At 71.2% G+C, this 18,395-nt stretch carries 17 protein-coding genes and 1 tRNA gene; 5 read left to right on the forward strand and 13 right to left on the reverse strand.

Features of this window, described 5'->3' with window-relative positions:
- The first annotated feature begins 194 nt into the window (after positions 1-194).
- Genes ACIRJR_RS19625 through ACIRJR_RS19635 form a run of 3 tightly spaced genes read left to right on the forward strand, consistent with a single transcriptional unit; the run spans position 195 to position 4,314 of the window.
- A complete protein-coding gene (locus tag ACIRJR_RS19625; RefSeq protein ID WP_403782082.1) occupies positions 195-1,628 on the forward strand; it encodes an FGGY family carbohydrate kinase in 1,434 nt (477 codons plus the stop codon).
- Positions 1,625-3,046: an FAD-dependent oxidoreductase gene (locus tag ACIRJR_RS19630; RefSeq protein WP_403782086.1), complete on the forward strand. Its 1,422-nt coding sequence runs from the start codon at positions 1,625-1,627 to the stop codon at positions 3,044-3,046. Before ACIRJR_RS19625 ends, ACIRJR_RS19630 begins: the two co-directional genes overlap by 4 nt.
- Positions 3,043-4,314, forward strand: coding sequence for an FAD-dependent oxidoreductase (locus tag ACIRJR_RS19635; protein WP_403782089.1), 1,272 nt, complete (start codon positions 3,043-3,045; stop codon positions 4,312-4,314). Before ACIRJR_RS19630 ends, ACIRJR_RS19635 begins: the two co-directional genes overlap by 4 nt.
- 45 nt (positions 4,315-4,359) lie before the next feature.
- Here the strand turns inward: ACIRJR_RS19635 and ACIRJR_RS19640 are convergent, their stop codons facing one another.
- The 3 genes from ACIRJR_RS19640 to ACIRJR_RS19650 all read right to left on the reverse strand — a co-directional run bounded on the left by ACIRJR_RS19640 (position 4,360) and on the right by ACIRJR_RS19650 (position 5,895).
- Complete coding sequence (locus ACIRJR_RS19640; protein WP_403782092.1) at positions 4,360-4,749, reverse strand: hypothetical protein; 390 nt, start codon at positions 4,747-4,749, stop codon at positions 4,360-4,362.
- Positions 4,750-4,812: 63 nt separating this feature from the next.
- Entirely contained in the window at positions 4,813-5,235 is a 423-nt protein-coding gene (locus ACIRJR_RS19645) for a DUF350 domain-containing protein (protein ID WP_403782096.1), read from the reverse strand.
- A 105-nt stretch (positions 5,236-5,340) separates the two neighbouring features.
- Positions 5,341-5,895: a DUF309 domain-containing protein gene (locus ACIRJR_RS19650; protein ID WP_403782099.1), complete on the reverse strand. Its 555-nt coding sequence runs from the start codon at positions 5,893-5,895 to the stop codon at positions 5,341-5,343.
- 106 nt (positions 5,896-6,001) lie between these two features.
- On the opposite strand from ACIRJR_RS19650, the gene ACIRJR_RS19655 reads away from it, so the two are divergent.
- Together ACIRJR_RS19655 and ACIRJR_RS19660 are read left to right on the forward strand one after the other, a co-directional pair.
- Positions 6,002-8,659: an ATP-binding protein gene (locus ACIRJR_RS19655; protein WP_403782102.1), complete on the forward strand. Its 2,658-nt coding sequence runs from the start codon at positions 6,002-6,004 to the stop codon at positions 8,657-8,659.
- A gap of 50 nt (positions 8,660-8,709) precedes the next feature.
- Positions 8,710-8,783 (forward strand) — tRNA-Pro (locus ACIRJR_RS19660).
- 289 nt (positions 8,784-9,072) lie between these two features.
- Here ACIRJR_RS19660 and ACIRJR_RS19665 read toward each other — a convergent pair.
- The 10 genes from ACIRJR_RS19665 to ACIRJR_RS19710 all read right to left on the reverse strand — a co-directional run bounded on the left by ACIRJR_RS19665 (position 9,073) and on the right by ACIRJR_RS19710 (position 18,073).
- Positions 9,073-10,269 (reverse strand): aromatic acid exporter family protein, encoded by a 1,197-nt coding sequence (locus tag ACIRJR_RS19665; protein ID WP_403782106.1) that lies wholly within the window; start codon positions 10,267-10,269, stop codon positions 9,073-9,075.
- Positions 10,270-10,487: 218 nt separating this feature from the next.
- Positions 10,488-10,661: a zinc finger domain-containing protein gene (locus ACIRJR_RS19670; protein ID WP_403782109.1), complete on the reverse strand. Its 174-nt coding sequence runs from the start codon at positions 10,659-10,661 to the stop codon at positions 10,488-10,490.
- On the reverse strand, positions 10,658-10,813 hold the full coding sequence (locus ACIRJR_RS19675; protein WP_403782112.1) for a DUF3140 domain-containing protein: 156 nt from the start codon (positions 10,811-10,813) through the stop codon (positions 10,658-10,660). Before ACIRJR_RS19675 ends, ACIRJR_RS19670 begins: the two co-directional genes overlap by 4 nt.
- Positions 10,810-11,046 (reverse strand): DUF2945 domain-containing protein, encoded by a 237-nt coding sequence (locus tag ACIRJR_RS19680; RefSeq protein WP_403782115.1) that lies wholly within the window; start codon positions 11,044-11,046, stop codon positions 10,810-10,812. The genes ACIRJR_RS19675 and ACIRJR_RS19680 overlap by 4 nt, the downstream gene beginning before the upstream one ends.
- A gap of 392 nt (positions 11,047-11,438) precedes the next feature.
- Entirely contained in the window at positions 11,439-12,971 is a 1,533-nt protein-coding gene (locus ACIRJR_RS19685; RefSeq protein WP_403782118.1) for an FAD-dependent oxidoreductase, read from the reverse strand.
- A 138-nt stretch (positions 12,972-13,109) separates the two neighbouring features.
- Positions 13,110-14,261, reverse strand: a complete 1,152-nt coding sequence (locus ACIRJR_RS19690; protein ID WP_403782121.1) for an aromatic acid exporter family protein — start codon at positions 14,259-14,261, stop codon at positions 13,110-13,112.
- Between the two features lie 225 nt (positions 14,262-14,486).
- Positions 14,487-14,690 (reverse strand): cold-shock protein, encoded by a 204-nt coding sequence (locus ACIRJR_RS19695; RefSeq protein WP_010982331.1) that lies wholly within the window; start codon positions 14,688-14,690, stop codon positions 14,487-14,489.
- 307 nt (positions 14,691-14,997) lie between these two features.
- Positions 14,998-16,173: a glutathione-independent formaldehyde dehydrogenase gene (locus tag ACIRJR_RS19700; protein WP_403782124.1), complete on the reverse strand. Its 1,176-nt coding sequence runs from the start codon at positions 16,171-16,173 to the stop codon at positions 14,998-15,000.
- Between the two features lie 681 nt (positions 16,174-16,854).
- The gene (locus ACIRJR_RS19705; RefSeq protein WP_403782127.1) at positions 16,855-17,268 is read right to left on the reverse strand and encodes an SRPBCC family protein; all 414 of its coding nucleotides are present in this window, start codon (positions 17,266-17,268) and stop codon (positions 16,855-16,857) included.
- 268 nt (positions 17,269-17,536) lie between these two features.
- The gene (locus ACIRJR_RS19710; RefSeq protein ID WP_403782130.1) at positions 17,537-18,073 is read right to left on the reverse strand and encodes a Dps family protein; all 537 of its coding nucleotides are present in this window, start codon (positions 18,071-18,073) and stop codon (positions 17,537-17,539) included.
- Positions 18,074-18,395: the final 322 nt, after the last annotated feature.

Raw genomic sequence — 18,395 nt, forward strand, 5'->3', positions numbered from 1 at the left:
CGTGGATCTTACTCAAGTGATGCTTTTACGCAGGACGTTGACGCTCATATGTGGCTCAAGGCGGGATGTTCTGAATGGCGACGGGATGTTCCGGAGAGGGTTGACGCGCGACGTGGTCTGCACGACTGTGGGCGGAGGGACCAGATGATCACGATTCCGCCCGGCACGGGCGGCCCGTACGGCTGGAGCGTCGATTGACAGGACCGGTACTCGCCATCGACCAGGGGACGTCCGGATCGAAGGCGCTGGTGATCTGTCCCGAGCGAGGGGTGATCGGTTCCGGTTCGGCGCCCGTGCGCCCGCACCACGGCGCCGGTGGCCTCGTGGAGACCGATCCCGCCGAGCTGATCGGATCCGTCCTGGACGCCGGCCGGCAGGCGGTGGCGGACGCCGCCGAACCCGTGGCTGCCGTCGGACTGGCCAACCAGGGGGAGACGGTGCTGGCCTGGGATCCCGCGACGGGCAGACCACTGACCGGTGCCGTCGTCTGGCAGGACCGGCGTGCGGCGGGACTCTGCGGTGAGCTCGCCCCACACGGAGAAGAGCTGAAGCTGCTGACCGGGCTCCCGCTCGATCCGTACTTCGCCGCGCCCAAGATGGCGTGGATACGCCGTGAGCTGACCCGGGAAGGGGTGGTGACCACCAGCGACTCCTGGCTGATCCACCAGCTGACCGGGGCGTTCGTCACCGACGCGGCCACCGCGGGCCGCACCCAGCTGCTCGGCCTCCACGACGTCGCCTGGTCACCCCGGGCCCTGGACATCTTCGGCCTGTCCGACGAGCGGCTGCCCGCCGTCGTCGACTGCGCCGGTGCCGTCGGCACCACCACCGCGTTCGGCGGGGAGATTCCCCTGACCGGCCTCCTCGTCGACCAGCAGGCCGCGCTGCTCGCCCAGAACGCCCTGGAGCCCGGACAGGCCAAGTGCACCTACGGCACCGGGGCGTTCCTCCTCGCCCAGACCGGCGGGCGGCCCAGCACCGGCTCCACCGGCCTGGTCAGCTGCGTCGCCTGGCGCCTCGGCGGCCGGACGGACTACTGCCTCGACGGCCAGGTCTACACGGCAGCCTCCGCCGTGCGCTGGCTCACCGACCTCGGGGTGATCTCCGGAGCCGCGGACCTCGACCCGGTGGGCGCCTCGGTCCCGGGCACCGGCGGGGTCACCTTCGTCCCGGCGCTCGCCGGTCTCGCCGCCCCCTGGTGGCGCAGCGACCTGCGGGGCTCGGTGACCGGCCTCGGCCTCGACACCACCGCGGGCCACCTGGTCCGGGCCCTGTGCGAGGGCATCGCCGCGCAGGTCGTCGCCCTGGCCGACGCCGTCGCCCACGACCTGGGCGCACCACTCACCACGCTGCGGGTGGACGGCGGCCTGACCCGCTCCTCCTTGCTCATGCAGACCCAGGCGGACCTGCTGCAACGGCCGGTCGAGGTCTCGGCGCTGCCCGACGTGACCGCACTCGGGGCCGGAGTCGTGGCACGGCTCGGCCTCGACCCGCGGCTGACGCCGAGCCGTGCGGTCCCCGCATGGCGGCCCTCCGCCGTGTACGAGCCCCGGATCGGCCCGGAGGAGGCGGGGGAACGCCTCGCGGGCTTCCGGGCCGCGGTGGACAGCCTGCTGGAGCGCGCGTGACCCTCACCCTCACCACGGCCGGCCCGCTGCCCTCGGACCGGGACCCGGAGAACACCTACGACGTCACCGTCGTCGGCGCGGGCGTCGTCGGCGCGGCCATAGCCCGCGAACTGGCCCGCCATGATCTGCGCGCCGCCCTGATCGACGCCGCCGACGACATCGGCAACGGCACGTCGAAGGCCAATACCGCGATCCTGCACACCGGCTTCGACGCCGTCCCCGGTTCACTGGAGGCCCGCCTGGTGCGCGAGGGACGGGAACTCCTCGCCGCCTACGCGGCGGAGACGGGCATCCCCGTGGAGCGCGTCGGCGCCCTCCTCGTGGCCTGGGACGACGACCAGCTCGCCGCGCTGCCGGGGCTGCGGGCGAAGGCCGAACGCAACGGCTACCACGCGTCCCGCATCATCGGCGCCGACGAACTGCGGGAGCGTGAACCCCGTCTGGGACCCGGTGCGCTCGGCGCGCTGGACGTTCCCGACGAGAGCGTCATCTGCCCGTGGACCACCCCGCTCGCCTTCGCCACCCAGGCCGTCCGCGCGGGCGTCCACCTCCACCTCAACTGCCGTGTGGAGGGCGTCGCAGGCGATGCCGGGGGGCATGTGCTCACCACCTCGCGCGGTCCGCTGCGCACCCGCCACCTCGTCAACGCCGCCGGGCTGTACGCCGACGAGATCGACCGGCTCCTCGGCCACGACGTGTTCACCGTGACCCCGCGGCGCGGTCAGCTCATCGTCTTCGACAAGCTGGCCCGGGACCTCGTCAGGCACATCCTCCTGCCGGTCCCCGGCCCGGCGGGCAAGGGCGTCCTGGTCGCACCCACCGTCTTCGGCAACGTCCTCCTCGGCCCCACCGCGGAGGAAGTCGACGACAAGACCGCCACAGGGTCCACCGCCGACGGGCTCCGCCTCCTGCGCGAGAAGGGCCGCCGGATCGTCCCCGCGCTGCTGGACGAGGAGGTCACCGCCGTCTACGCGGGCCTGCGTGCCGCCACCGGGCAGGAGGACTACCGCATCCAGGAGTACCCCGGCCTGCGCTACGTCGCCGTGGGCGGCATCCGGTCCACCGGCCTCACCGCGTCCATGGCGATCGCCCGGCACGTCATGGGACTGCTCAGGGCCACCGGCCTGGAAGCCGGCGAGCCGCGCGCACTCCCGCCACTGACGATGCCCAACCTGGGCGAGGCGTTTCCCCGTCCCTACCGGAGCGCCGCACTGATCGCCGGCGATCCGGCGTACGGCACGATCGTCTGCCACTGCGAACAGGTCACGCTCGGAGAGATCCGGGACGCGCTGTCCGCGACGATCCCGCCGCACTCCCTGGACGGCCTGAGGCGCCGCACGCGCGCCGGGGGCGGGCGGTGCCAGGGGTTCTACTGCGGCGCGGCCGTCCGCGCCCTGTTCGAGGAGGCGCGACCATGACCGGGAGCGAACGCACGACCGACGTCCTGATCATCGGCGCGGGGCCGGCGGGTCTCGCGGCCGGAGCGGAACTCGCCGCGGCCGGCGCGGGCCGCGTGGAGATCCTGGAACGCGAGCAGGAGGCGGGCGGCGTCCCGCGCCACTGCCACCACGCGGGATTCGGCGGGCGCCTGGAGCGGTCGGTGTACGCCTGGACGGCGGCGACCGGGTCCGCGTACACCGGGGGCGGGACGAGCGGACCCGCCTACGCCCGGCGGAGTGTGGCCGCCGCCGTGGAGGCGGGCGCGAAGCTGCGCACCGGGGTCACCGTCACAGGCTGGGCGGGACCCCGCACCGTCGAGACCACCGGGCCCGCCGGGCCGGGACGGATCACCGCCCGGGCCGTCGTCCTCGCCACCGGCGCCCGTGAACGGCCGCGCAGTGCCCGTCTGATCCCCGGCACCCGGCCGCCCGGTGTCTACACCACCGGAGAGCTCCAGCGCGCCGTCCACGCGCACGGACAGTGGATCGGCAGCAGGGCCGTCGTCGTCGGCGACGAGCCCGTCAGCCGTGCCGCCGTCGCCACCCTGCGCGCCGCGGGGGTCCACGTGGTCGCCGTCGTCACCGACCGTCAGCCCCTCCCCGTCCGGCTGCGGAGCCGGCACGTCCCCCTGCTCACCGGCGCCACCGTCACCGGGCTCACCGGCAGGACCCGGCTGTCCGGGGTGGCGCTGCGCCACGACGACGGGCGTACCACCACGCTGCGCTGCGACACCGTCGTCCTGACGGGCGACTTCGTCCCCGACCACGAACTCGCCAGGCGTGGTGGCCTCCACCTCGACCCCGGAACCCTCGGCCCGGCCTACGACGCCGCGTTCCGCACCTCGCGGCCGGGCGTCTTCGCCGTCGGGAATCTGCTGCACGCCGTCGAGCGGGCGGGGTTCGCGGCCCAGGAGGGCCGGGCCGTGGCGGTGTCCGTGCTGCACCGCCTGGCCGGAACCGAGGATCCGCCCGGAGCCGGACGGCGCCTGGTCGTCGACGCCCCCCTGCGGTGGATCGCCCCCAACGTCACGGGACCGGACGGTGCGCGTCCGCCGGGGGACCGGTTCGTGCTGCGCACCGAGAGGCGACTGCCCCGCCCGCTGCTCGTCGTCTCGCAGAACGGACGCGAACTCCACCGCCAGCGACTCCTGCTGCCCGCCCTGCCGGGCCGGCCGTTCGCTCTCGCCGCCGACTGGACCGACCGGGTCGACCCGGACGGCGCGTCCGTACGGATCACAGCGTCGTGACCGTCCGGGCGGAGGCTCCCGGGGAACCGGCCGGTGGGGGAGCGCTCAGGGGATCAGCAGCCAGTCAGCGCCGACGGCCGCCACCAGGCCGACCCCCAGCAGCCAACTGCCGAGCCGTGTACGGCCGTTCCTGCTGAGCTCGATCACCACACCGCACAGGATGAGCGCCAGTCCGTACACCCCGACGACCAGTACCGACGAGCGGCTCGCTATCCGCAGGGCCAGGACGACGGCCATCGCCGCCATGCCCACCGAGGAGAGGAGGATCCGCAGCCGCCGCGCCTGACGAGGCGTCAGCCTCCCCTCCCGCGCGGCGGGCCCGGGTATCTCCTCGGGGCTCTCGTCCGGCTCCGCGTCCCGCTCGCGGGCCTGCTCCTGCTCCTGGTGCTCGTGCTGGTCCTGGTGCTGGTCCTGGTCCTGGTCAGAAGTGCTCATGACGCCGGATCGTAATGGGTGCGCACCGTCGAATTCACCGGTCCGCGGGGAACATCCGCGTGATCAGGCGATCGAGGCCGACACGATCGCGGACACCGCCAGGTTGCAGGACGCCGTCACCCACACCGCCGGGTGCGGCTCACGCTCGACGAGCGTGGCCCCCAGCTTCCCGGGCGTGACCAGGTCCACGACGAGGAACGCCACCGCCATCATGATCAGGCCCAGCAGCCCGAACGCGGCGGTGGAGGCGAGTCCCTTGCCGAAGTCCTCGTACGTCGTCCAGATCGACGTGAACACGATGCCGCCGATGCCCAGCAGGGCCGAGCTGAGGAGCAGCGCGGCGTTGCGGTTGCGCTCCTCCCATATCTGCCGGCCGAGCTTGCCCGGCGTCAGGGCGTCTACGAGGAATATGCCGAGTACGAGCAGTACGACGCCGAGGGCCCCGTATGCGGTGGCACGGCCGAGGCCGTTGATGATGTCGGTCATCGGGGCGTCCGTCTCCTGAGCGAGTGGTCGAGGCATGGAGCAGCAACATGACAGGCGCGGTCAACACGCCGTCAGGAAGGTGCAAAACCTATCGCACGCAGACGTTCACTCTCCGGCCCGGTCCCCGCGCCGCAACCGTGGTGCCTCCGCCGCCGCGTCCACGGCCGCCGCGCGCACGGGGGCTCCGCCCGCGGCCCCGGCCCCTGCCTCCGCGTCCTTCGGCTCCACGGGGTCCACCCGGTCCGCCAGCTCCCGGGCCCAGCCGATGAGCGCGTCCACACCGATCCCGTGGGGACCGGACACCCGGAACCCCTCGACGGCTGCGGCGCCCCGCCTCAACAGCCGTGCTCCACCGGCCGCGTTGCCCCGGGCGGAGTGGGTCAGTCCCACCGCCATCTGGGCCAGGCCCCGCCACAGCTCGCGCTCCTCCTCCGGCCCCGACTTCCAGGCGTCCTCGAACACCTCGTGGGCATGGAACGGCATGCCCGCGTCCAGCAGCCGCTGGGCCTCGCGCACCGTCTCGTCGGCCGAGCGGACCACACCCTCGGGCTGGCGCTCCACCCCCGGAGTCCCGTACGGCAGGGGGCGCCCCAGCCCGTCCCGGGGGCGCGCGTTGCGCGCCCGCCCTTCCTCGTCGCGGTCCCTGCGAGATTCGTCCACCCCCCGATTGTGCCTCGCACCTGCGGAGAACCACGCGAACCCTGCCCGTGAGCACCCGCGCGCGGATAGGCTCGGATCCTCCGCAACCACCCTGGGAAGGGGAGGCATGAAGCCGTCCCGGCCGTTGTACGAGCGCGAACCGGAACTCGCCGCCGCCGCACAGGCGGTGGACGCCCTCTGCGGCGCGCAAGCAGCCGGAGGGCTGCTGGTCTTCAGCGGGGAGGCCGGCATCGGGAAGACCGCGCTGCTCGGTGAGATCCAGACGATGGCCGCAGACCGCTGCACCGTGTGGTCCGCACGCGGCGGTGAGACGGTCACCTCGGTCCCGTTCCACGTCGTACGCCAACTGCTCCAGCCCGCGCTCGACCGGTTCCCCGCCGACGAGCTCCGCGTCCTGTTCGGCGACTGGTTCGACAGCGCCGCGCCCGCTCTGGGCCTCGCCACTCCCCGGGGCCCGCAGCCCGACCCGCAAGGTGTCAGGGACGGTCTCGACCACGTCGTGTCCCGGCTCGCCTCCCGCCTCAGCCACCGGCCGCTGCTCCTCATAGTGGACGACGCGCACTGGGCCGACGGCGAATCCCTCGCCTGGCTCTCCGGCTTCACCGCTCGGCTGTCCGAACTGCCCGTGCTGGTCGTCCAGGCGCACCGTCCCCAGGAGTTCGCCGACCGCGACGCGGACTGGGCCGTCGCCCGTACCCCGGAGGGCGGTGCCACAGCGGCCCACCCGGCGCTGGTCCGGGTGGCGTTGCGCGCGCTCACCCCGGAGGCCACCGCCGACCTGGTGCGGGCCGGCCTCGGCGACCACGCGGACGACCCGTTCTGCCGCGAGGTCTGGGCCGTGACCGGAGGCAACCCGTACGAGGCGGTCGAGCTCGTCGCCAAGGCCCAGGACCGCGAGCTGGCTCCGATCGAGGAATCCGCCGGTCTCCTCCGCGAGCTCGGAGCGTCGGCCCGGGGCAGCGGTCTCGTCGCACGCCTGGAACGCCTGGGCACCAACGCCAACCGCTTCGCCTGGGCGGCGGCCGTACTCGGCACCGAGATCTCCCAGGACCTCGCCGCGACGCTCGCCGGCATGAGCTCCGCGGAGGCGGCGGACTGCACGGCACGCCTGCGGGACGCCCGTATCGTCAGCGGCTTCGACCCGCTGGAATTCGTCCACCCGCTCATCGCCACCGCCGTCTACCGCTCGATCCCGCCGGCCACCCGCACCGCGATGCACGGACGGGCGGCCTGGGCCATCGCCCAGGCCGGACTCGGGGCGGCCGCCGCCTCCCGCCATCTCCTCGAAGTCCACCCGGACGACGACCAGGAGCTGGTCGCGCAGCTTCGCGAGGCGGCACGGCAGCACCTGGCGGTCGGAGCGCCGGAAGCCGCCAGGCGCTGTCTCGAACGCGCCCTGGACGAGCCGCCGCGCCCCGACGACCGCGCAGCCCTGCTCTACGAACTGGGCTGCGCCACACTGCTCTTCTCACCGGCCACGACCGTGCAGCACCTGCGTGCCGCCCTCGACACACCCGGCCTCGACGAGACACTCCGGATCGACGCCACCTTCCGGCTCGCCTCCGCCCTGTCCCACAACAACCAGCTCAAGGACGCCGCGCTCTCGCTGGCCGCCGAGGCGTCCCGCACCGCTCCCGGGCCCGGTCTGATGCGCCTCCAGGCAGCCCACTTCCTGTGGGAGGGCATGCAGGCAGCCGAGGACGACGGGCCCGGACGCTCGGCCCGGCTCGCCCGCAACGCCGACCACCTCAAGGGACGCGACAACGCGGAGCGCGCCCTGCTCACCCTGCGGGCCTTCGACGCCATGCTCCGGGGTGAGAACGCGCAACTCGTCGTGGACCTCTGCGAACGCGCCCTCGTCGACGGCCGGCCCGCGCGAGGCCTCGGCTGGACCGACACCGAGTGGGGCTTCGAACTCCCCACGATGGTCGGCATCACCTACGCCTTCACCGACCGGACGGACCGTGCCGAGGAACTCTTCGGCGAGGCCGTACGCGCCTTCGAGATCTCCGGCTGGAGCGGCGCGCACCTCGCGTTCGCGCACACCCTCCTCGGCCTCGTCCACCGTCGGCGCGGCCGTCTTGCCGAGGCCGAGGGCTTCCTGCGCGAGGGGCTGCGCCTCGCCGACCGGGCCGGCCGAGGACTGCCCGTCCACTGGGACGCCGCCTGCCTTTTGGTCGACACACTGCTCGCCCGCGGCCGGACGGCGGAGGCCCGGCTGGTCGCCGACCGGTACGACTTCGGCCCGCCCTACCCCACCGCCATGGTCCTGCCGGACGCCCCGTGCGTACGCGGACGGCTCCTGCTGGCCGAGGGCCGTACGGAGGAGGCGGTGGCCGAGTTGGAGTCCGCGGGGGCGGCCCTGGAGCCACGGGGCCGGTTCAACGGCGTCTGGGCGCCCTGGGCCGGCGACCTGGCCCGTGCCCTGGCCGACAGCGACCCGGTCCGGGCCGCGCAGCTCGCCACCCGCGCCCGTGTCCACGCGGAACGCTTCGGCACGGACACGGCGATCGGCGAGGCCCTGCGCTGCGTAGCCCTCTTCGCACCCCCGGAGGAGGCCGCACACCTGCTGGCGGAGTCCGTACGCCACCTCGAGGCATCCTCGTCCGCCTACGAGCACGCCCTGGCCCGTTTCGAGTACGGGATCGCGATCCGCTCCCCGCAGGAGATCGCCCGTGCCCAGAAGCTCGCCGCCGCGTGCGGGGCCGAAGGGCTGGCGAACCGCGCCCAGCAGGTACGGGCGTCGATCCGGTCCTCGGAGTGAGGTAATGTTTGTCCTGCGCAGCCCCCCGGGAACACCGGGAGGAGACGCATCGGGACGTAGCGCAGCTTGGTAGCGCACTTGACTGGGGGTCAAGGGGTCGCAGGTTCAAATCCTGTCGTCCCGACTCGTGAGAGTCGTAGTTCAGGGGCCGGTTTCGGAGCAATCCGAAACCGGCCCCTTGGACATTCTCGGGAACCAGCCGGGACCAGCGTCTTGACCGGGGCAGCGGTGCAGTGTCTCGAGCGGGGCAGCGGGCCGTCACGATCGGGTTCGGCAGCGAGCGTGGTGTGCGCGGCGCGCTGAAGTGAGCCGTGAGCGCCGCCCCGGCCCCCGGGATCCTGTGGGCGTCCGGGTGCGGGCAGCGCCGGGTGGTGGTCGGTGAACCGTGGTCGGCGGTCCTGCGGGGAGTGACCTCAGTCCGCGTCCTTCGCAGCTTCGAGGAGGACTTCGCCGGTGTACCGGAATTCCTCCATGAGCCGCGTCGCCTCGACGACGAGGATGCCGTACGGGGCAGAGGCATCGGTGAGGGACACGGACAGCCGGTGGGTCTCCTCGACCACCTCGTCGCGGCGTGCCTCCGCCTCGTGGGCAAGGCGCCGCAGCCGTTTCGCCTGCGGCAGCAGGGTGGTCTCGTCCAGCGTCGTCAGCACCTCGGCGACCGCGGCGACGGACTTCAGGAATGCCGCGTAGCGCTGGAGGAACGGCTGGCGGGCCGCGTCCTCCTCCAGGGTCCGGTCGAGACCGCGGATGAGGGAGGCCGTCTGGTAGAGCGTGCGTTCCAGGGCGCCGAGCACAGCCTCGTAGCCCTGAAAGCCGGGGTGCTCCCGGTAGGGGCGAAGCAGGCGACGCGGGTTGAGCAGGCCGCTCTCCTTGGCCGTCTGGAGCCGCGACCGTGCCTGGCCGATCACCTCCCCCGTACGTTCCGCGCGCGTACGCCACCCTCCGGTGGTGTCCCGGTCGGGTACCCCTTCGGCGAGGACCGGGTACATGTCGGCGAGGAGGTCGTGGAGGGTGTGGGCGAGGTTGCGGATGCCGTACTCGGCGCTGCGGTAGCGCAGCGGCGGGGCCACGAGGACGTTGACGGCCGTGCCGATCGCGCAGCCGATGAGAACGAGAACGACGATTTCACCCAGGCGGTACACACGCTGGGCGTCTCCGGACGAGGAGGTGTAGGTCGAAAAGGCGAAGAAGGCGGCGGTGGCGACCTGCGGTCCCTGAACGCCCAGGACGTGCCAGCGGCCGATGGTGAGGGCGATGAGGGCGACGAGCACGAAGGTCAGCAGGTCCGGGCCGGCCAGGAAGCCGAGGGCGGCCTGCACGAGGACACCCGCGACCACCGCGCCGACGTAGCGCAGTGACTGCAGGACCGAGCGGTAGACGGTCACCTGCATGATCAGCACCGCGGAGAAGGGGGCGAACGCGGGCGAGCGGGAGTCGAGGACGTTGTAGGCGATCACCCAGGCGAGCGTGGCGGCGAGGGCGCTCTTGCCGATCACCAGCAGCGTGTCGCGTTCGTCGCCGGAGTAGGCCAGAGCGCGCCGCCACCACCGGGACAGTTCAGCGAGCCTTCCCGTACCGCCCTGTGAGGTTGCCGACGTGCCCGGAGTCATGAACCCTTGTGCCCTTCGGCTTTCATAGTCCTGCAGCCTGCTTCCAGCCTGATCCGCGTCCGGACGACGGTACTCCCGGACACCGGACGTCACGCCGAAGGACGCCCGTGCGCCGGGCAAGCCGCTCCTCGAACAGCGGCGGCGGAGCGGTGAGGCCGGGGGCAGCCGGGGCGCGGAAGGCTCGCGAGCGACGAAGCCCCCCGCGTGGCTGGTGTGCCTCACGTCTGGCAGTGCGGGCACCACACCGTGCGACGGCCGGCGACACGGCTCGACTCCAGGGCGCGGCCGCAGTGAGGGCATGAGGGCTCGGGCGCGTCTCTCCGGCCGGTCAGCCACGACCGTTCGGGGGGTACGCGCTCGGCGGTCACGGACGCGCGCAGTGCACGTCTCATGACCCGGTGGACTCCCCGGTGCCGTTCCTCTGCCCCACATCGCGTGACCGGTCGGTGGCGAGCCACTTCTCCAGTTCGCCGGCGGTCATGTTGACCGCCTCGCCGAAGCGGTCGAGCGTACCCTGCCGTTCCTCGTCGTTCCCGCCGCTCACGAGCCACCCCCGCTCCTCTTCTTGTGCAGCGACTCCGGCTTGTGCACGGCGTGGTTGCCCGTCTTGTCGCTCCGCACCTCGTACTGCGGCTCGTCGTCGGAGGCGTCCACGGTCCGGCCGGCGGCCTCGGTGCGCTCATCGATCTTCCGGGTGACCGACCCTTCGACATCCTGACCGTGACTCTGCCAGGTGACGTCGTCGCCCTTGGTGAGTTTCTTGTTCTTCTTCGCCATGATGGTCTTCCCTCCGCTCACGCTGCGGCCCGGCGAGCCGCTCACGGGCCGCCGTTCGCGTGCCCGACCTCGCCAGGATCAGCGCTGTGCGGGCGCTGCGCACGGCGGCGGGAGCCGTTGTGCCGACGTGCAGCTGCCCGCCGCGTGGTGCGGCCGGTGCGTCGCGGGCATCGACCGCTTCGGGCCGCACGCGGGCGGGCGGGCAGGCACTCCGGACGCCGGCGCCCGGCACGGTCAGGCGCCGTCCTGCTCGTCCTGCTCCTGTACTTCCCCGTTCGGGGTCACCGCGTCTCCGCTCTCGCCGTCCTTCGCACACCGCATGTCCAGAAGCATCAAGGCGGACCGGACCGTCGGTGAGTGCCCTGGGCAACCGCTGAGCCGAAGGCCTACGCTCAGATCCTCCTGGGAGACAGCGGGCGTAGCGCGGGTCCGTGGAGGACTTCGCCGTCGATGCCGAACCGTGAGCCGTGGCAAGGACACTCCCAGGCGGTCTCCGCCTCGTTGAAGGCGACCAGGCAGCCGAGATGGGTGCATCGCGCCGACACGGCGTGCGCGGTACCGTCCTCGTCGCGGTAGACGGCGCAACGGCGCCCTTCGACCCGGACGACCGCACCTGAGCCGGGGGCGATCTCGGCGACCGAGTCGACATGGGTCGTCTTCAACCGGTCACCTACGAAGTGCCGGGCGACTTCCGCCTGCTGCTTCAGCAGTGCCGTGCCCTCGCGGAGGGTGCTCCACAGGCGGCGTGGGTCGTACAGCCCCGCCCATTCGGGTTCGGCGCCGGTGATGAGGGAGGCCAGCAACTGGCCGGCCATGGCGCCGCCGCTCATGCCCCAGCCGCCGAATCCGGTCGCCACGTACACATGGTGCGCTCCGGGGTGGTAAGGGCCGACGAGGGGCACGCCGTCGCTCACGTCGTTGTCCTGGGCGGCCCATCGGTAGCTCGTCGGGCCGACCGGGAAGTGCTCGTGCATCCATGCGTCCAGGCTCCGGAAGCGCTCGCCGGTATCGCCCGTGCCGGGAGTGAAGCTCTCGCCCGTGACGATGAGCAGCCGTAGGTCCTCGCCGAGCGGAGCCGTACGCACCGATCGCTTGCCCATGTCGTCCGTGATGTACATGTGCTTCGGGGCCTCGGAGACCGGCAGAGCCGCGGCGACCACGAGTTCGCGACGTGGCGACAGACGCGCGAAGTGAAGAGCGCGGTCGAAGACGGGGTAGTGCGTCGCGACGACGACGTCGTGCGCGGTGACCGTTGTTCCCCGCTCGGTCGTCACCGTGCACGGGCTGCCCTCACTCAGGCCGGTGACGCGGGTCCGTTCGTGGATGACACCGCCTCGTGCGGTGATGTCGTCCGCGAGGGCCAGGAGATATTTGCGCGGGTGGAATTGTGCCTGGCCGGTGACGCGCACAGCCGCGGTCACCGGGAACGGCAGGTCCGTCTCCGTCACGAAGCCGGCGTCGAGGCCTGCATCCGCGGCCGCGTCGGCCTCCGCTTCGAAGGCGGCGCGCTTCTCCGGATCCGTGGTGAAGGTGAGAGCCGACGCCCGTTCGAAGTCGCAGTCGATGCCGAGCTGCTCAGCCACCGATGCGACGCGTTCCACCGCCGCCTGTTGCGAAGCCGCGTACCAGCGTGCGCTTTCCCTCCCGCGCGTACGGCGCAGCCGTTCGTAGACGAGGGAATGAGCGGCGGTGAGCTTCGCCGTCGTGTAGCCGGTCACTCCTGCGGCGACGCGGTCCGCCTCCAGCACGATCACCTTCCGGCCCGCCGCGGTCAGCTCCCAGGCCGTGCTCAGGCCCGCCATACCGGCGCCGATCACGACGACATCTGCGGTGGCGTCGGTTTCCAGCGCAGGCCATGGAGTGCCTGGTGCCGTGGCCATCCAGTAGGAGTCGGCCATGCCGGGGAGTGCGTCTCGTGTGCTCATGAAGCACGTGTTCCCTCAGCTGCCGAGCGGAGACGCCGCGCTCCGATTGTTCCCCTGAGCGGCTCTGCACCATGCGGTCTCGGGCCACGCATCGCGATCCGGCGTGGACTCGCACCGTTCGGGGCGCGACGTCCGCGTTCACCTCTCCGCTCCTACCGGTGCCAGAGTGAGGAGCAGTTGGCAGATCGAGACGAGGAGGCCACCGCTGACCGCGGTGGCCTCGGTGTCCTCCGGGTTGTGCACCTTGCCCAACAGCTGCTCGTAGCGTCGCCAGGACGTCACCGCCCGCGCCGGCTGCTCGTTGCTGCCCTCGTCGTGCCGCGCGATCAGCTCGGCCCGGTCCGCGCAGAGACAGGAGAGATCGTGGGCCAGGGCTGCGTACTCGTGTGTGAAGGCGTCGGTGGGTGAGGAAAGGGCGTGCGACCGGGCTGCGACGCCGGAGAGTGTGTGGGTGAGAGCGACGAGGTGGTGAACGACGTCTTCCCACTGTCGGTCCAGCCGCAGTGGGGGATGGGGGGTGCGGTGACCGCGGCGCATGCGCCGCCCCGGGTTGAGGCGCGTGCTCTCAGCAGCCAGGTGCCGTGCGAGGGCGACAGCCTGGACACCGCGGTGAAGTCTGCGTGCCTGGTCCTCCCATGCGTCGGCCTGGGCCGCGCCCCATGGGCGCCTGAGGCCGTCACTTATGGCTAGCAGGAGGTCGCTGCACTCGACAGCCAGGGTGTGAAGGTCGGCCCGCACGCCGTCGAGGCGTACGGGCGGCAGCACGCAGGCGTTGACGGACAGGCCGATCAGTGCTCCGATCAGTGTCTCCAGGAGGCGGTGGCCGACCTGCCATGGCTGGTAGGCGCCGTAGGCGATCACGAGCAGAGCGGTGGTCGCCCCGTAGATGCCGTGTGCCCCGAGTCTGCGGTAGCCCGCCATCAGCATCAGGGGAGGCAATGAGATCGCCATGGCCGGCAGCGTGCCGCCACGTGTGAGATACATGGCCACCGAGGCCCACACCGCGCCGATCGAGATGACGCCCAGCTGCTGCGCACCGGCCCGTAAACTCCTGTAGACCGTCGAATCGACGAGGACCAGTGCGGTCCAGGGTGCCATCAGAGCCATAGGGCTCTCGATCCAGAACGCAGCCACAGCCCAGGCGAGCATCGCTGCCCCCGCCGCTTTCAGTGCCTGAACCGCGGTGGCGCGCTCCGGTCCCGGATAACGCACAGCCCGGGCCGCACTTCTTCGCACGGCTGTGACTTCGTACCCTGACCGTCGCCGGACAGCCCTCATCACGCGCACCATGGGCACCCCTCAGTACGTCAGCCAAAGGCGCTTTCGCCTCTCAGCCGACCGGGTTACCCGGCAAACGATCTCCATGCTTCCGGTGCTGAACCGTCACGGAAGGCCGGTGGCCTGTGGCCCCGGACTCATCCCCTGATGGCGCGCTCACGTCGTGATGAAGCGACGCTGACGCACGGGACCCGCCCCGCGAGCAGTCGCGAGGCGGGTCCCATGAGGATGAAGGGCTCAGGCAGGGGTGATGTTCTCGGCCTGCGGGCCCTTCTGGCCCTGGGTGACATCGAAGTTCACCTTCTGGCCTTCCTGAAGCTCCCGGAAGCCGGAGCTGGCGATGTTCGAGTAGTGGGCGAAGACGTCGGGTCCGCCGCCGTCCTGCTCGATGAAGCCGAAGCCCTTTTCGGAGTTGAACCACTTCACGGTTCCGCTGGCCATGTTGCCCTCCAAGGCGTTGAGAAATCAGTCCCCGCACCCTGCGGGAACCGGAGGTGATCGCCCTGGTCCTTCGAGACTCGCTTGAACAGCACAATCGCCCGCTGACAATCTCGCGGGCGATTTCCTAGGAACCACGACAGCTGGACCTGACGCTACACCGAAAGGTCAACTCGCGTCTCTTAATGGCGCGAGATCGAGCGTCACATCCTGAACTGAGCCGACAGGCGAGAGGCACAACGAAGCAGCGATCGTGCCTTGGCCGGTGGCCGCCTGGTCCTTCGGAGACGGTAGAGCGACTTCGGGAGCCTCACCCCCTGTGGCCGTCGCCGTGTCCGTTGGGATGCAGGACTACCTTGGTCCAGCCCTCGTCCCGGGCGTCGAAGTGTTCGTAGGCGGCGGGGGCCTCGTCGAGGCCGAGTTCGTGGGAGACGATGAAGCCCGGCTTTGCCTTGTCGCCGGCGATGAGGTCGCGCAGCGCCCGGTTGTACCTCTTCACCGGTGCCTGTCCGGTGCCCATGTGCTGGCCCTTGAACCACATCATGCCGAAGTCGATCGGGACCTTGCCCTGCGCCTCCAGCTTCCCCTGGGCCTTTTCGCCGCCCGGGTCCTCGGGCAGGAACACGCCCACGACGCCGAGGTCGCCGGTGAACCTCACGGAGTCGATCAGGCCGTTGAGCGTGAGGCCGGCGTCCTCGTTCCCCTGGGGGTCGTGTGCCTGGTAGCCGACGCATTCACAGCCGTTGTCGGCGCCCAGGCCGAGGGTGGCTTCCTTGACGACTTCTGCCGGGTCCTGCTCGGCGGTGTTGATGGGGATGGCCCCGATCTCCTCCGCCTTGCGCAGCCGGTCGGGCTGGTGGTCGGCCACCCAGACGCGTCCGGCGCCCTTGATGAGGGCGGAGTAGGCCGCCATCAGTCCGACCGGGCCGGCTCCGAAGACGACCGTCTGGTCGCCGGGTTTGACGTGGGCCATCTCGGTGGCGTGATAGCCGGTGGGGAAGATGTCGGCGAGCATCACGTAGTCGGTCTCCCGCTCGGCGGCGTCCTCACCCAGACGCAGCGCGTTGAAGTCGCCGTACGGCACGCGCAGCAGTTCCGCCTGGCCGCCCTGGTAGGCGCCCATCTCGGCGAATCCGTAGGCGGCTCCGGCGAGGGCCGGTTCCGGCTGCATGGTCAGGCAGTAGTTCGTCAGACCCCGCTCGCACTGCTTGCAGAAGCCGCAGGCGATGTTGAAGGGCAGGACCACGTACTCGCCCACCCGCACCTTGCTCACGGCCGAACCGACCTCCACGACCTGGCCCATGTTCTCGTGGCCCAGGGTGCGACCGGACTCGAACGAGGTGCGCCCCTCGTACATGTGCAGGTCGGAACCGCAGATGTTGGTGGCGGTGATCTTGACGATGATGTCGCAGGGGTGCTCGATCTTCGCGTCCGGCACGTCCTTCACCGTGACCGTACGCGGGCTCTCATATATCGCTGCCTTCATGATCGCTTCTTTCGGCGCCGCGGCATGACCGCAGCGCGACTGCGATGGAGGCGGAACGCGCAGCCCGACTCTCGCGTATGCGGAACGAAGGAGTCTGTGGCTCCGGCCCGCCTGCGCGGGCCGCCCACCCGGTTCAGGTGCGCGGGAACGCCACGGCCGGACCGCCAGGAGGAACTCCGGCGCGGCACACTATGGCGGTACCCGTGGACCCCTTGGCTAAACGACTGTGCACCGGTCGAGCAGCGCAGCGGATTCTGCGGCTCCGGGCGGCCGTCGAGCGGCGGAACACCCCAGCGGGCCACGACCTGCGGGAACACAGGCGGGTCACCTGCCCTGCTCGAGCGTGGTGACAAAACATGCGGACGGCAGTGGCCATCGGCGACGGGGTGGATCTCGGCGGTCAGTCCGCCGCGGGAGCGCCCGAGGGCATGGCTGGGCGGCTCGCCGCCGGAGACCCTTCTGGCAGGCCCCCGGCGGCGAGCTGATGAGCACTCGCGACGGCGGAGCCGCAGGCTCCGAAGCTCATTCCGAACGATCAGTCGGATCAGGTTCATCGAGTCGGAGGCTGTTCCGCACCCGCACCCGCACCTCGGCCGGGCAGAGGGGGAGTGGAGCCGGAAGGGGCCTGGGGCTGGCCGACCGGGCTGAGCGGGGCCGGTTCTCCTCGCGGGTGGACCGGTGTCAGCGTTCGGCGTTCTCGACGGCGGTCTTGATGCCGTCCAGGGCTTCTTGAAGGCCGTGGTCGACGTGGTCGCCTTCGGTGGTCCGGGTGTGCAGTTCGACGGTGAGCCGGGAGCTGTCCGGCCCGTTGCCTGGTGACACATGGAGCCGGCCTCGGTAGTCGTGGGGGCCGGGTGCTCCCCACTGAAGACTCTTGCCTTCCTCGACGACGCGGATCCAGGCCTCGCTGGTGACGTCCTGTTCGGGGGCGTCCGGCGGGTCGATATGGGCGGTGACCGTGACCCGGTCTCCGTCATGAGGGTGTGCGGAGGTCAGCCGGGGCATGTACGCGGGCAGGTTCTGCACGTCGGCGAGGTAGGAGAAGAGCCGCTCGGGCCCGACCGCCACCATGATCGAATTGTCGTAGTCACCCATGGTTCTCGTTCTGCCTGCCCGGCCCTCCGTGCAAACGGAATTCTGGATTCATCGCTCTGATGAACGGAATCTCGCGCGCATGAAGAGATTTGCCCGGATTGCCTGCTCCGCGTGGGACCCCGGCACACTGATGCCTCTCGACGGCACCGCGGACGGGCTCCCTCAGGGTGGTTTCCGTCGATCGGTCCTCACCCTGCATGTGAGGCCATGCCGTCCGACGCAGGCGTCGACTGCTCGTGCATGCCCGCTCGGCGGTCTGCCCGACTGGTCAGGGCTGGTTACGGGCCTGGTCGGCTGCCTGGCCGGCGGCGCCGGACTCCGTGGTTGCGCCGCGTGTGCTGAGCCGGCCGCCGCTGGACTCGAGATGGGCGCGGACGAACCACTGGAACAGTTCGAGACCGCGTAGCTGCTCGATGAGCATGTCCTGGGTGACAGGATCGGACTCCTCGGTAGCCCGCATGGCTTCCCGGTGGTCCTTGATGAGGGCGGTGTAGACGAGGTCGAGAGCACCGAGGTGCTCGATGGCTTCGGCGCGGCCTATCGAGTAGTCGTTCCAGGTGCGTGCCTTGACCAGCGCCCCGGGGGTCCCGTCCGGCTCACCGCCGAGAGTCGCGATGCGTTCGGCCAGGTCGTCCGTCATCGAGCGGACCTGGTCGACCTGTGGGTCGATCATCTCGTGCACGGCTATGAAGTGAGGTCCGACGACGTTCCAGTGGATGTGCTTCAACGTGAGGTGGAGGTCGTTGAGCGCGTGCAGGCGCACCTGCAGCATCGTCACTATCCGGCCGCTGTCCTGAGTGCTCATTCCCGGCACGGTGTACGAGATGCCGGAGCCTTGTGACGCCACGATGCTCTCCTTCGGACGGTTTTCGGCTGATAGCTCCAGAAGAGCAGGCTTTCAAGGGTTTCGCCGCCTGACCGTGGGTGTACCGAGCAGACCCGAGGATCACTCACGGCGCGCACCGGCCGTCAGCCTGGCGGCCAGTCCACACTGGACGCGGCGTGGAATCGGGCGGTCGGGCGGTGTTCGGCCGCCGCAGCCCCGCGGCCGGTGTGATCGGCACACGTGTGTTCGATGTGAGCAACGCCGGGCCCGCGACGACGCCGGGACACATGGAGCATGCTGG

Origin of the sequence: Streptomyces sp. NPDC102402 (assembly GCF_044765765.1) — a bacterium.
In the GTDB taxonomy this organism is placed as follows: domain Bacteria; phylum Actinomycetota; class Actinomycetes; order Streptomycetales; family Streptomycetaceae; genus Streptomyces.